This window comes from Streptomyces sp. LUP30, from assembly GCF_001746365.1.
Lineage (GTDB): Bacteria > Actinomycetota > Actinomycetes > Streptomycetales > Streptomycetaceae > Streptomyces.
Genome location: NZ_MJAJ01000062.1, coordinates 1 through 13,319 on the forward strand (window position 1 = coordinate 1; position 13,319 = coordinate 13,319).

At 72.9% G+C, this 13,319-nt stretch carries 9 protein-coding genes and 1 rRNA gene; 5 read left to right on the forward strand and 5 right to left on the reverse strand.

The window, feature by feature from the left end:
• Positions 1 to 80 precede the first annotated feature (80 nt).
• Positions 81 to 197 (forward strand): 5S ribosomal RNA (gene rrf, locus BG482_RS34870).
• Positions 198 to 303: 106 nt separating this feature from the next.
• On the opposite strand, the gene BG482_RS34875 is transcribed toward rrf, so the two are convergent.
• From BG482_RS34875 to BG482_RS34895, 5 genes are all read right to left on the reverse strand, one after another.
• The gene (locus BG482_RS34875) at positions 304 to 1,614 is read right to left on the reverse strand and encodes a DUF58 domain-containing protein (protein ID WP_069773227.1); all 1,311 of its coding nucleotides are present in this window, start codon (positions 1,612 to 1,614) and stop codon (positions 304 to 306) included.
• On the reverse strand, positions 1,614 to 2,603 hold the full coding sequence (locus tag BG482_RS34880) for a MoxR family ATPase (RefSeq protein WP_107450857.1): 990 nt from the start codon (positions 2,601 to 2,603) through the stop codon (positions 1,614 to 1,616). The genes BG482_RS34875 and BG482_RS34880 overlap by 1 nt, the downstream gene beginning before the upstream one ends.
• A complete protein-coding gene (locus BG482_RS34885) occupies positions 2,603 to 3,799 on the reverse strand; it encodes a DUF4350 domain-containing protein (protein ID WP_069773229.1) in 1,197 nt (398 codons plus the stop codon). The genes BG482_RS34880 and BG482_RS34885 overlap by 1 nt, the downstream gene beginning before the upstream one ends.
• The gene (locus BG482_RS34890; protein WP_256096577.1) at positions 3,796 to 4,518 is read right to left on the reverse strand and encodes a DUF4129 domain-containing protein; all 723 of its coding nucleotides are present in this window, start codon (positions 4,516 to 4,518) and stop codon (positions 3,796 to 3,798) included. The genes BG482_RS34885 and BG482_RS34890 overlap by 4 nt, the downstream gene beginning before the upstream one ends.
• Before the next feature lie 121 nt (positions 4,519 to 4,639).
• On the reverse strand, positions 4,640 to 6,067 hold the full coding sequence (locus BG482_RS34895) for a glycerophosphoryl diester phosphodiesterase membrane domain-containing protein (RefSeq protein WP_069773230.1): 1,428 nt from the start codon (positions 6,065 to 6,067) through the stop codon (positions 4,640 to 4,642).
• Positions 6,068 to 6,207: 140 nt separating this feature from the next.
• On the opposite strand from BG482_RS34895, the gene mtnA reads away from it, so the two are divergent.
• The 4 genes from mtnA (at position 6,208) to BG482_RS34915 (ending at position 13,147) form a co-directional block, all read left to right on the forward strand.
• Positions 6,208 to 7,353, forward strand: a complete 1,146-nt coding sequence (gene mtnA / locus BG482_RS34900) for an S-methyl-5-thioribose-1-phosphate isomerase (RefSeq protein WP_069773231.1) — start codon at positions 6,208 to 6,210, stop codon at positions 7,351 to 7,353.
• Positions 7,354 to 8,447: 1,094 nt separating this feature from the next.
• A complete protein-coding gene (gene mtrA / locus BG482_RS34905; protein ID WP_005316841.1) occupies positions 8,448 to 9,137 on the forward strand; it encodes a two-component system response regulator MtrA in 690 nt (229 codons plus the stop codon).
• 1 nt (position 9,138) lies between these two features.
• On the forward strand, positions 9,139 to 11,316 hold the full coding sequence (gene mtrB, locus BG482_RS34910; protein ID WP_079142525.1) for an MtrAB system histidine kinase MtrB: 2,178 nt from the start codon (positions 9,139 to 9,141) through the stop codon (positions 11,314 to 11,316).
• Positions 11,306 to 13,147 (forward strand): LpqB family beta-propeller domain-containing protein, encoded by a 1,842-nt coding sequence (locus BG482_RS34915; protein ID WP_069773233.1) that lies wholly within the window; start codon positions 11,306 to 11,308, stop codon positions 13,145 to 13,147. The genes mtrB and BG482_RS34915 overlap by 11 nt, the downstream gene beginning before the upstream one ends.
• Positions 13,148 to 13,319: the final 172 nt, after the last annotated feature.

Here is a 13,319-nt window from a genome sequence, read left to right on the forward strand (position 1 = left end):
CGTCCACTGTGTTGGTTCTGAAACCACGAACAGCCCCATGCCATGGTCACGGTGTGGTGCGGCTGACAGTTTCATAGTGTTTCGGTGGTCATAGCGTGAGGGAAACGCCCGGTTACATTCCGAACCCGGAAGCTAAGCCTTACAGCGCCGATGGTACTGCAGGGGGGACCCTGTGGGAGAGTAGGACACCGCCGAACAAATTTTACGGGGAACCCCCGCACCTATGGTGCGGGGGTTTTCTGCGTTATGTGGCATTGTCGCCACGAGATTTTCGGGCTCTCCTGCTGGAGAGCCCGTTTTGTTTTACAGGCGTCCTGCTGCTTTCAGCGCGAGGTAGGCGTCTGCCAATGCGGGGGCGAGGTCGTCCGGTGTCGCGTCGACCACGGTGACGCCCTGCCGACGGAGTTGTTCGGCGGTGTGGTGGCGTTCGGCCTGGGCCTGGGCGGCAGCCGCGGCCTCGTAGACCGCGTCGGCGTTGCCTCGGGAACCGGCCATGCGGGCGATGCGTGGGTCGGCGACCGATGCCACGAGCACTGTGTGGCGTCGGGTGAGCTGAGGGAGGACGGGAAGGAGGCCCTCTTCGACAGGGCTGGCGTCGAGTGTCGTCATCAGGACGATGAGGGAGCGGCGGGGTGCCGTGCGGAGAGCCGTGGCGGTGAGGCCGCGTGCGTTCGTTTCGATCAGCTCGGGTTCGAGGGTCGCCATGGCGTTGACCAGGGACGGGAGAACGTCGCGTGCGGTGCGGCCCTGGACGAGGGCGCGTACGCGCCGGTCGTAGGCGAGGAGGTCGACCCGGTCGCCGGCGCGGGAGGCCAGGGCGCCGAGGAGGAGCGCGGCGTCCATGGAGGCGTCGAGGCGGGGGGCGTCGTCGACACGTCCTGCCGAGGTGCGGCCGGTGTCGAGGACCAGGAGGATGTGCCGGTCCCGTTCAGGGCGCCAGGTGCGGACGGCGACCGTTGAGTGGCGTGCTGTGGCTCGCCAGTCGATGGAGCGGGTGTCGTCGCCGGGGACGTATTCGCGGAGGCTGTCGAACTCCGTGCCTTCGCCGCGGGTCAGGACGCTGGTGCGGCCGTCGAGTTCGCGGAGACGGGCCAGTTTCGACGGGAGGTGCTTGCGGCTGGAGAAAGGGGGCAGGACGCGCACCGTCCACGGGACTTTGTGGGCGCCTTGGCGGGAGAAGAGGCCGAGTGGGCCGTAGGAGCGGATCGTGATGCGGTCGGAGCGGTGATCGCCTCGGCGGGTGGGGCGTAGACGGGTGGTGATGCGGCGGCGTTCGCCGGGTGGGACCGTCAGGCGGTAGCGGGAAGCCTCTGATTCCGTTCCCGGTTGCCAGCTGCTGGGCGGCCAGGCGTCGCGGAGCTGGGCGCGCAGGGGGCGGCGGGAGGGGTTGGTGACGGTGAGGGTGATGTCCGCCGGGTCGCCGAGACGGGCGGTGGTGTCGCCCGAGCGGGCCAGGCCCAGCCGGCGGACCGGGGCTGCCAGGGCGAAGTCGCAGGCGCAGGCCACGGCAAGGGGTGCGTTGACGGCGAGGATGCCTGCCCAGCTGGGGTCCCAGATGCCGACGGGGAGCGAACCGAGGGCCGCGAGGAGCGCGGTGCGTCCGGTGAGCGCCATCAGCGCGGGACGGGGACGTGGGCGAGGACGGCGTTGATGACCGAGTCCGCGGTCACCCCTTCCATCTCCGCCTCCGCTCGGAGCTGGACGCGGTGGCGGAGGGTGGGGAGGGCGAGGGCTTTGACGTCGTCCGGGATCACGTAGTCGCGGCCGGTGAGCCACGCCCAGGCGCGTGCGGTGGCCAGGAGGGCGGTCGCGCCGCGAGGGGACACGCCCAGGGTGAGCGAGGGCGATTCGCGGGTGGCGCGGCAGATGTCGACGACGTAGGCCGTGATCTCGGGGGAGACGGTGGTTTTGGCGACCGCTGCGCGGGCGGCTTCGAGATCGGCGGGGCCCGCGACGGGGCGTACGCCGGCGGCGTGCAGGTCGCGTGGATCGAAGCCCCCGGCGTGGCGGGTGAGGACGTCGATCTCCTCCTGGCGGGAGGGGAGCGGGATGGTGAGTTTGAGGAGGAAGCGGTCCAGCTGGGCTTCGGGGAGGGGGTAGGTGCCCTCGTACTCCACGGGGTTCTGGGTCGCGGCGACCAGGAACGGGTCGGGAAGGAGGCGGGGGGTTCCGTCCACGGTGACCTGGCGTTCCTCCATGGCTTCGAGGAGGGACGACTGGGTCTTGGGAGGGGTGCGGTTGATCTCGTCGGCGAGCAGCAGGTTGGTGAAGACCGGGCCGGGCTGGAAGGAGAACTCGGCGGTGCGGGCGTCGTAGACGAGGGAGCCGGTGATGTCGCTCGGCATGAGGTCGGGGGTGAACTGGACGCGTTTGGTGTCGAGTTCGAGTGCGGAGGCGAGGGCGCGGACGAGCAACGTTTTGGCCACTCCGGGGACGCCTTCGAGGAGAACGTGTCCGCGGCACAGGAGGGCGACGACGAGGCCTGTCACGGCGGGGTCCTGACCGACCACGGCCTTGGAGATCTCGGCGCGCAGGGCTTCCAGGGAGGCGCGGGCGCGGCCCGGGTCCCCGGTGCTCCCGGCGTTGTCAGTGGTCGGGTCCATCATGGACGGCGTACCTCTCTTTCGAGGGCGTCGAGTTGGTCGGCGAGTGCGGTCAGGGCCGTGTCGTCGCCGGGTGGCGGGCCGAAGAGGAGGGAGTGCAGGGCCTGTTCGTCGCCGTGCAGGTGGGCGGACAGGGCGGGCAGGAGTGCCTCGGGTGCGTGCGCCTGGGGGACGGGGACGCCCAGGAGGGGGGCGAGGCGGGTGCGAGTGGTGGAGCGAAGAGCGGCGGCCGCGCGGTCGCGGGCGGCCGCCTTGCGGTAGAGGCGGGCGCGGCCTTCGACGGTTTCGGAGGCGCGGATCGCCACGGGCAGGTTTTCGGGCACGAGCGGGCCGAGTCGGCGTGCTCGCCAGAGGGCGGCGAGGGCTGCCGCGATGAAGAGCTGCAGTGTGCCCCAGAGCCAGCCGGACGGGAGCAGGTCGAGGAAGCCTTTTTCGTCGTCCGGGGTGGTGGCTGAGGCGTCGGAGAGCGAGGGGAGGTACCAGACCAGATGGGCGCGGGAGCCGAGGAGTTGGAGGGCGAGCGAGGCGTTGCCCTGCTTGTCGAGGCGTTCGTTGTAGAGGATGTCGGGCGCGCCGAGGACGACGGTGTCGCCGTCGCCGGAGGCGTCGGGGATGCGGAGCAGTGTGGCGAGGCGCTCGCTGGGGTAGCACTCGTCGGCATCGGGGCGGTGGGTGCTGTAGCGGATGCCGCCGGTTTCCGCGGCGCCGGCGCCGCGGGCGGCGGGCAGTGCGCAGTCGGGGGAGAGCACGGAGCCGCGGCTGTTGGCGGGGTCGGCGCTCACGCCGGGGGCGAGGGTGTTCACGGAGGGGCTGCCGGGGGCGACGAGGACGGTGCGGCCGCCGGAGTTCGCGATCGACGAGTGCAGTTCCCTCTGCTGAGGTTGCGTCAGGAGATCGGGGGCGGCGACCAGGAGGGTGGTGTCGGAGCGTGCCGCGGTGCGGGCCTCCGCCAGGGACGTGACCACGCGGGTGGACACCCCGTGGTCGGCGAGGAGTTCGGCGACGGCCCGGCTGCCGGAGGGGTCGGCGGAGCGTGGGTCGAGGGCGCCGTGGCGGGCCTCGGACTGGAGCACGGCGAGCGTGACGGCCCCCGCGAGGAGGAGGACCAGGGCGAGGGTGAGTCCCCGCGCGCGGGTCCACAGCTGGTGCGCGGTGGGGGACGCCGAGGTGGTCGGGGGCGGGGCCTCGGTCGTCATCCGTCGGTTCCCTGGCGGGCGGGACGGGCCGTGGCGCGGGGGCTGCTCTCCGCCGGCCGGGGCGTGGTGCGTTCCACGTCGAGGTCGAGCTCGGCCATGCGCCGGTACGTCTGCTCGGTCGCCCGGCGGCCGCCGTATGTGACGTCGTCGAAGTCGCGGGCGGCGGTGCGCAGTCGGTCGGTGTGCGCGGGCAGGGTGCGGCCGGCTTCGGCTGCGGCCTCGTCGGCTGTGCGGCCGGGGCGGATGTCGAGGAGGGCCCGTTCCTCCAAGGCGCGGACGACGGCGCGCATGCGTTCCTGCAGGGCTTGGTTCCAGTGGCCCTGGGCGGCGTGCGCCTCTGCGGCCGCACGGTGCTGGGCGGCGCTGCGGGGACGGTCACCGAACAGGGCGGCGGCGGACGAGGGCCGGCGGCGGGGCGCTCCCAGGCGCCACCACAGGGCTGCGACGACGGCCCCGACGGTGAGGACGACGACCAGCAGGCCGAGTGTGCCGCCGGGGGTTGCGGCCGACGCGCCGGCGAACAGGTCGCCGATCCAGTCCCACAGGGTGTCCAGGGCACGCTGGAGGAGGCTCGGGTCGTTCTGGTGGTACGGGTCCCTGGACAGCTCGCGGCGGGCCGCTTCCCGGGCGGGGTCGCGGGGCACGGTGACCGGGGGCCGGTCGCCGGAGCGGGCCAGCGCGGGCACCGCGCTGTCGCCCGCCCGCACCAGGGCGGTCAGAGCCCTCTCGGCGGCCCGGGACAGGGCCGAGGACGCGCCGTCGGCGAGGCCGGGCAGCGACTGCGGGGGCAGGCTGCCCGGGTGCTGCGCGATGAGTGCTCCCCCCGTGAGGCTCACCGCATCAGCTCCCCGTAGTGGCACCGGGGGCGGGGGATCCGTAGCCCTGGAGGCCCGCGGCGCGGGCCAGGTCGAGGTCGAGGGCCTCGCGGCGGATGCGCTGGTCGATGTAGAGCAGCACGATGACGCCGGCCGCGATCGGGAAGGTGATCATGGAGCCGAGGACCGAGCCGACACCGCTGACGATCAGGTAGGTCCAGCCGTACTCGGCGCCTGCCTGGGTCATGCCGCTGACGCCCCCGTCGCTGAGCGCGGCGCCGAGGAGGGCGAACGGCACGACGATGATCATCGAGACGATGTTGGCGATGAGCAGAGCGAGCAACTGGATTCCGAAGACGCGCCACCAGGAGCCGCGGGTGAGCTTCGCGGAGCGGCCGAGCGCCTTCTTGACGCCCTGCTTCTCCAGCATCAGCGCGGGCGAGGCGAGGGAGAAGCGGATCAGCAGCCACAGCACGAGGCCGAAGGAGGCGAGGATGCCGAAGGCCTGCAGCGGGGCCCCCGCGTCGTCGTCGCCGAGGGCGCTCACCAGGATGCCCGGCAACAGGCACACGGCGGCGGTCGCGGCGGCGATGAGCACCACCAGGAAGATCAGCCCGAACAGCTTGGGCACCTGGGGGCGGGCGTCGCGCCACGCCTCCTTGAGGGTGACCGGTTTGCCGAGCACCGCCCGGCTGGTGACGGCCGTCAGCAAGGCGGTCGCGGTGATGGTGCCGAGGAGGGTGATGAGGAGGATGGGCCCGGTGGCGCGCATGGCGTCGCCCATGGCGTTGAGCTGCTCGTCGACGGTGGCGCTGGGGTCGCCGAGGGCGGTGGTGTCGGTGGAGCCGTTCAGGATCAGGCCCTGCAGGAGGACGACGAGGACCTCGGTGATGACCGCGACGGTCAGCGAGATGCCCAGGACGGTCCGCCAGTAGGTGCGCATGGTGGCGACCGCTCCGTCGAGGATCTCGCCCACGCCGAGGGGGCGCAGCGGGATCACGCCGGGCTTCGCCGCCGGCGGGGGGCCGCCCCAGCCTCCTCCCCAACCGGTGGGAGGGCCATATCCGTGGGGCCCGCCGTAGCCGCCGTAGCCGCCGTAGCCGCCCTGCGGGCCCGGGCCTACGGGTCCTGAGGGGCCGCCGGGGTGTCCGCCGCCCGGTCCGGCGGGCGGGGGGCCGCCCCAGCCCGCTCCGGGAGACGGAGGCGGTGGGGGCGGCGGGGCCTGGCCGGGGCTCCGGGGGCCTGCGGGCGCGGACCACTGGCCGGGTGGCGGCTGTTCTTCGGACCACTTCGTGCCGGGGTTCTGCGGGCCGGCGTCCGGCTGGTCCGCGGGCTGGGCGCCGTCGGGGCGGTCGGCGGGGCGGTCGGCAGGCCCGGCAGGGCGGGACGAGCCGGGCTCCTGTCCGTCGGAGGGGGCGGATCCGGGCGAGGCCCAACCCGGAGTGTCGTTCATCGTCGCTCCTTCACGGTGCCCGTCCGCGGTCGCGGCGGCAGGTTGGGAGCCATCGTGCCACGGTGGGCCGATCGGTGGACCGGCCGCGGTATGGGCTGCACACCTTCAATTGTCCGCCGGATCGGGGGCAGACTGATCGCATGGCTGATCAGTACGCGCAATCCGGCGAGGACAAGCGGCCCAGCGAGATTCCCGCGATTCGATGGGAGGAGCCACCCGAGGGTCCCGTGGTGGTTCTTCTCGACCAGACGAGACTGCCGGCCGAGGAAGTCGAGCTGGTGTGCACCGACGCGTCCGCGCTGGTGGAGGCGATCCGGTCGTTGGCGGTGCGCGGTGCGCCGTTGCTCGGCATCGCGGGAGCGTACGGCGTCGCGCTCGCCGCCGTACGCGGCTTCGACGTGGACGACGCCGCCGACGCGCTGGCCGGGGCCCGGCCGACCGCGGTGAACCTGTCCGTCGGCGTGCACCGGGCCCGGGCCGCCTACCGGGCGGAGGTCTCGGAGGGCGGCGATCCCGCGCAGGGCGCGCGGGCCGCGCTCGCGGCCGCACGGCAGCTCCACCGCGAGGACGCCGAGGCGAGCGCCCGGATGGCCGAGCACGGGTTGGCGCTGCTCGACGAGCTGCTGCCGGGCGGCGGGCATCGGGTCCTCACGCACTGCAACACCGGAGCTCTGGTGTCGGGCGGGGAGGGCACCGCGTTCGCGGTGGCCCTCGCGGCGCACCGGGTCGGGCGGCTTCGCCGGCTGTGGGTGGACGAGACCCGTCCGCTGCTGCAGGGAGCGCGGCTGACCGCGTACGAGGCCGCGCGCAACGGCATGGGGTACACGCTGCTCACGGACAACGCGGCGGGATCGCTGTTCGCGGCGGGAGAGGTGGACGCCGTGCTGGTGGGCGCGGATCGCATCGCGGCCGACGGGTCCGTGGCGAACAAGGTGGGCACCTATCCGCTCGCCGTGCTCGCGCGCTACCACCACGTGCCCTTCATCGTGGTCGCGCCGTTGACGACGGTGGATCCGCAGACGCCGGACGGGGCGTCGATCGAGGTCGAGCAGCGGCCCGGTTACGAGGTGACGGAGGTCAGCGCGCCCCAGGCGCCGGTGACGGGAGCGGGCGGAGGCGTTCCGGTGGCGCCGCTGGGCACCCAGGCATACAACCCGGCGTTCGACGTGACACCGCCCGAGTTGGTGACGGCGATCGTCACGGAGGAGGGGGCGATCTCGCCCGTGACGGCGGAAGCGCTCGCCGAGATGTGCGCCAGGGCGAACCGGGTCGGGGAGCGGCCCTGAGGGGCACCTGTCGGCCGGCCGGCCGACGGGCGGAGGGATTGCGAGGTCGGCCATGAGCGGGCGCGTCGGCCGGCGATCAGGAGGGCCGTGCCGGCGGGCCGGAAGTCCGGTCCGGCGCTGAGGCGGGCGGCGGTCCCTCTGGCGTCGGCCGGGAGGACCGGGGCCACGCCGTGCGCCCGGGCGTGGGCGGCGCGGGCCGTCCTCACGGTGCTGCGTACGCAGCCCCAGCCGCTTGCGGCGTGCCGTGGCCCGGTTGCCGATGCCGCCGATCTCCGTGGCGCCGGGCCCGCCGGGAGGGTGCCGGTGGCCAGGAGGGCGTCGTCCGGGGCGGGAGGGGCGATGAGCGTCTTGCGCCAGGCGCGCAGGCGCGCAGGCGCGCAGGCGCGCAGCGCACTGCGGCCCCAGGTGCCGTGTCCACGGCCAGCCCACGGCAGGCTCCGGCGGCCCGCCACTCGGCCCGAGACGGGCAGGCCGTCCCGCACGAGGGCAGGTGAGGCAGGGGCAGGGCGGCCGACGGCGCCGGATCGTCCGCGGTGAGCGCACGCGGCGTCACACCGTCCAGCGAGGCCGGCAGCCGGTGGGGCGTCGAGAGCCGTCGGCGGGCGCCCGAGCACACCCGGGCCGGCGGTCTCGGTACGGGCGCGCGGAGTCGGCGCCTGCTCTGCCGGCCGGTCGAAAGCCTCCGGAACGGTGAGCTCACGCTGCCGGGCGCGCACCCGGGCGAAGCCGTCGGTGTCGATGCGGGCCGCGTCCCTCCGGTGGGCCGGGTATGCCCAGGCCCGCCGCGGTACGGCACACCCGGCTCCTTGCGCACGCACGGACGCCGCGGACCGAAGCCCTCGGCCTCGGCGAACCAGGAGCGGGACGGTGGCGTAATACTCGTAGGACGCGGTCGTGCAAGCCGTCGCTCATGCGGCGCATCCCCCCATCGGCCGACCGCCCGCGCACCGGGATTTCCGGCCGGGATCACCGCTGACACCCGCCGCAGACGTCGGCGTCGGAGGGCCGGGGCAGACAGTGACGGCCGCGTACGACTATCGTCACGGGCCAGTGACCCTGCTCACCAGCGCCTCTGTCACTGTTACGAGAATGGGATGATGTCGTTTATGAAGGGACGAGTCCTTGTCGTCGACGACGACACCGCACTGGCCGAGATGCTCGGCATCGTGTTGCGTGGTGAAGGTTTTGAGCCGTCTTTCGTAGCCGACGGCGACAAGGCGCTGGCTGCTTTCCGTGAGGCGAAGCCCGACCTGGTGCTGCTGGACCTGATGCTGCCCGGACGGGACGGCATCGAGGTGTGCCGCCTGATCAGGGCGGAGTCCGGAGTGCCGATCGTGATGCTCACGGCCAAGAGCGACACCGTCGACGTGGTCGTCGGGCTGGAGTCCGGCGCCGACGACTACATCGTGAAGCCGTTCAAGCCGAAGGAGCTGGTCGCCCGCATCCGGGCCCGGCTGCGGAGGTCGGAGGAGCCCGCGCCCGAACAGCTCACCATAGGCGACCTCGTGATCGACGTGGCGGGTCACTCCGTGAAGCGCGACGGACAGTCGATCGCACTGACCCCGCTGGAGTTCGACCTGCTGGTCGCGCTCGCCCGCAAACCCTGGCAGGTGTTCACCCGCGAGGTGCTCCTGGAGCAGGTGTGGGGCTACCGCCACGCCGCCGACACCCGCCTGGTCAACGTGCACGTGCAGCGACTGCGCTCCAAGGTCGAGAAGGACCCGGAGCGACCGGAGATCGTGGTGACCGTCCGTGGCGTCGGATACAAGGCAGGGCCCAGCTGACATGACCGGGGACAGCGCCGCTTCGGCTCCCGGACGGTCCGGGGCCCGTCCGGAGCGGCCTGTCGGCCGTGACACGCCGGGATCACGCTCCGCCCGCCTCCTCGGACGAGGACTGCTGCGGGGCGGGATGCGCAACAGCCCCGTCCTGAGGCTGCTGCTGCGCTGGGTGCGCAGACCGCTGCTGCCCGTCATGCGGCTGTGGCGGCGCAACATCCAGCTCAAGGTCGTCGCCACGACCCTGCTGATGTCGCTGGGCGTCGTCCTGCTGCTCGGCTTCGTGGTCATCGGGCAGGTCCGCAACGGACTGCTGGACGCCAAGGTCAGGGCATCCCAGAGCCAGGCCACCGGCGGCTTCGCCGTGGCCAAGCAGAAGGCCGACGAAGCCGTCGGCTCCCGCCCCGGCGCCGACGGCACCACCCCGGCGGGCGGCCGCGGCTCGCAGAACGTCACCGAATGGATGAGCGAGCTCGTCCTGTCGCTGTCCAGCGGCGGACAGGGCGCCTTCGACGTGGTCACCCTGCCCCCCGTCGACGACAGCGGCGGCGGCCGCGGGCCGCGGGCCTCCGGCTTCGTCGACCCCAACAAGAGCGTCCCGGAGAACCTGCGCGAGCGCGTCAACAGCGGCGCCGGCGCCGTGCAGAGCTACTCCCGCATCATGTACCTCAGCGACAAGGAATCGCAGCCCGCACTCGTCATCGGCAAGCAGATCAACGACCCCAACGGCGAGGCCTACGAGCTGTACTACCTCTTCCCGCTCACGCAGGAGGAGAAGTCGCTCAGCCTGGTCAAGGGCACCCTCGCGACCGCCGGACTCTTCGTCGTCGTCCTCCTCGGGGCCATCGCCTGGCTCGTCGTGCGGCAGGTCGTCACACCCGTGCGGATGGCCGCCGGAATCGCCGAGCGGCTCTCCGCCGGACGCCTGCAGGAACGGATGAAGGTCACCGGCGAGGACGACATCGCCCGCCTCGGCGAAGCCTTCAACAAGATGGCGCAGAACCTCCAGCTGAAGATCCAGCAACTGGAGGAGCTGTCACGGATGCAGCGCAGGTTCGTGTCCGACGTCTCGCACGAACTGCGCACCCCCCTGACCACCGTCCGCATGGCCGCCGACGTCATCCACGACGCCCGCGTCGACTTCGACCCCGTCACCGCCCGGTCCGCGGAACTGCTCGCCGACCAGCTCGACCGCTTCGAGACGCTCCTCGCCGACCTGCTGGAGATCAGCCGCTTCGACGCCGGCGCCGCAGCCCTGGAGGCCGAGCCCATCGACCTCAGGGAGGTCGTCCGGCGCGTCGTCAGCGGAGCCGCGCCGCTCGCCGAACGCAAGGGGACCACCGTCCGCGTCCTCGGCGACCAGCAGCCCGTCGTCGCCGAGGCCGACGCCCGGCGCGTGGAGCGCGTACTGCGCAACCTGGTCGTCAACGCCGTCGAACACGGCGAGGGCAAGGACGTCATCGTCAAACTCGCCGCCGCGGGCGGAGCCGTCGCGATCGCCGTGCGCGACTACGGCGTCGGACTCAAGCCCGGCGAGGCCACCCGCGTCTTCAGCCGCTTCTGGCGCGCCGACCCGGCACGCGCGCGGACCACCGGCGGCACCGGCCTGGGCCTGTCCATCGCCCTGGAGGACGCGCGACTGCACGGCGGATGGCTGCAGGCCTGGGGCGAGCCCGGCGGCGGCTCGCAGTTCCGGCTGACCCTGCCCCGGACCGCCGACGAACCGCTGCGCGGCTCGCCGATACCGCTGGAACCCAAGGACTCCCGCCGCAACAGGGGAGAGCTCGACGACGCCGGCGTGCCACGCGGCGGTGGCCAGAAGAGCGCGACCGTCCCCATGCAGCCCGCCACGGAACAGTCGTCGGCCGCCCGCACCCCGCTCACGCCCCGCACGGGCACGACGTCGGCAACGGCCGACCCGACGGCGCTGCCCGGCAACGGCGCACGCGTGGTGTCCCGGCCCGCGCCGGGCCCGGGCGTCGCACGACAACAGGACGAACCCGCCCCCCGGACGACGGCAGAGAGCCGGAGCCCGGACCGGGCGGACACCGCGGGCACCGGCGCTCCAGGCGACCCGGGCCCCGCGGACGGCGTCGCACACACGGCGTCCAGGGGGAACCGGGACCGGTCGCATGCCGGCGCGGAGGGCGTGGACGAGCAAGGGGAGGCATTTCGTGGGCGCTGAGCAGCGCGGGGGGAGAACCAGGACCGGCCGCACGCCGGGGCACGCGATGGCGTACGCCGCCTGCGGTGTCGTCCTGCTCGCAGGATGCGCCTCGATGCCCGACAGCGGTGATCTGCGCAACGTCGAGTCCACCCCGCGCCAGGACACCCAGGTACGGGTGTTCGCGATGCCGCCCCGGGACGACGCACCGCCCGCCGAGATCGTCCAGGGCTTCCTGGAGGCGCTCACCAGCGACGACCCCGGCTACTCCACGGCCCGGCAGTACCTGACCGACCGGGCGGCCCGCACCTGGGAGCCCGAACGGTCCACCACCGTCCTCGCGGACGGACCTGCCACCGAGACCGGCCCCGCCGGAACCAGGGAGGGCGGCGACGGCTTCTCGTTCGTCCTGACCGGCACCCGCGTCGCCACCGTGGACGCCCAGCAGTCGTACGCGCCCGCCTCGGGCGGCTACGGGCAGCCGGTGCACCTCACCCGCGACAAGAAGACCGGCCAGTGGCGCATCGACACGCTCCCCACAGGCGTCGTCATGGGCAAGTCCGACTTCCAGCGCAACTACGTCGCCGTCAACAAGTACTACTTCGCCTCCAACACCAAGACGGACGCCTCCGGGCAGCCCACGGCCGTCGCCGACCCCGTCTACGTGCGCGAGCGGGTCGACCCCATGACGCAGATGGTGCGCTCCGTGCTCACCGGCCCCACCAGCTGGCTCCGCCCCGTCGTCAGATCCAGCTTCCCCACCGGCGCCGCCCTGCCCAAGGGCGTCGGCTCGCTGACGCCCGACGACCAGAACAAGATCACCGTGCCGCTGAACGACAAGGCGGCCCACATCGGACAGGGCAAGTGCGAAGAGATGGCGGCCCAGCTGCTGTTCTCCCTGCAGAGCCTGACCCCCACCGTCGACGAGGTCGCGCTGCGCGCGGGCGGAACCCAGCTGTGCTCCCTGAACGAGGAACGCGCCGCCACCGTCGCCGCGCGCGGCTCGCAGAACAGCCCCGGCTACCTCTACTTCATCGACGGCCAGCACCGTCTCGTACGGATGGCCAGCGGCAGCGGCGACACCAAGGCCGACCCCGTGCCCGGAGCGTTCGGCGACGGCGCCAAGGCGCTGCGCTCGGTGGCCGTGGCCCACGACGAGCACAGCGCGGCCGGCGTCGCCCTCGACGGCCGGAGCCTCTACGTCGCCTCCACCCTGTCCGGCAACTCCCTCGGCAACCCCGTCCTGGTGAGCAAGGGCAAGACGGAGACCGACCGGCTCACCACACCCAGTTGGGACGCCCGCGGCGACCTGTGGGTCGCCGACCGCGACCCCGCAGACCCGCGGCTGGTCCTGCTGGAGAAGGGCGGCGGCGAGCCTCTGAAGGTGCTCACCCCGGGCCTGGACGGCCGGATCAACGCCGTGCGCGTGGCGGCGGACGGGGTGCGCATCGCGCTCGTCGTGGACAAGGGCGGCAAGCAGTCCCTGCTCATCGGGCGGATCGAACGAGGCGTCGGAGACGGAACGCGACCCGCCATGTCGGTTCAGGAACTCCGTTCCGCGACACCGGAGTTGGAGAAGGTCACGGCCATGTCGTGGGCCGGGGACAGCCGGCTCGTGGTGGTCGGTCGCGAGGCCGGCGGCGTGGAGCAGGTCCAGTACGTCCAGTGCGACGGCTCGTTCCCCGAGGCGGGCACGCTCCCGGGCCTCACGGAGGTCAGGAGCATCGCCGCGTCCGAGGACAGCAGCCTCCCGCTGTTCGCGACCTCCAAGGACGGGCTGCTGTGGCTGCCCGGAGGGAGCGGGTGGCGCACGCTGAAGGAGACCGCCTCGGTCGCGTTCTACCCGGGGTGAACTCTCTTTCCCGGCCGGTCGGGGAGATTTCTCCGGGACCGGGCGTAGTTCCTTGCGCGTACGACGGGCCGTGGTTCTCTTCGGTTACGGGTCAGTAGTTACTGCGAGCATGCGGCGTGAAGTGAGGCTCCGAGCGGGCCTCGCCTCCTCGGCGGTCCGGTTCCGTGAGCGG

Coding starts and splice junctions, on each gene's coding strand:
- BG482_RS34875 (WP_069773227.1), bottom strand. CDS start 1,614: ATGGCGCTCACCGGACGCACCGCGCTCCTCGCGGCCCTCGGTTCGCTC.
- BG482_RS34880 (WP_107450857.1), bottom strand. CDS start 2,603: ATGGACCCGACCACTGACAACGCCGGGAGCACCGGGGACCCGGGCCGC.
- BG482_RS34885 (WP_069773229.1), bottom strand. CDS start 3,799: ATGACGACCGAGGCCCCGCCCCCGACCACCTCGGCGTCCCCCACCGCG.
- BG482_RS34895 (WP_069773230.1), bottom strand. CDS start 6,067: ATGAACGACACTCCGGGTTGGGCCTCGCCCGGATCCGCCCCCTCCGAC.
- mtnA (WP_069773231.1), top strand. CDS start 6,208: ATGGCTGATCAGTACGCGCAATCCGGCGAGGACAAGCGGCCCAGCGAG.
- mtrA (WP_005316841.1), top strand. CDS start 8,448: ATGATGTCGTTTATGAAGGGACGAGTCCTTGTCGTCGACGACGACACC.
- mtrB (WP_079142525.1), top strand. CDS start 9,139: ATGACCGGGGACAGCGCCGCTTCGGCTCCCGGACGGTCCGGGGCCCGT.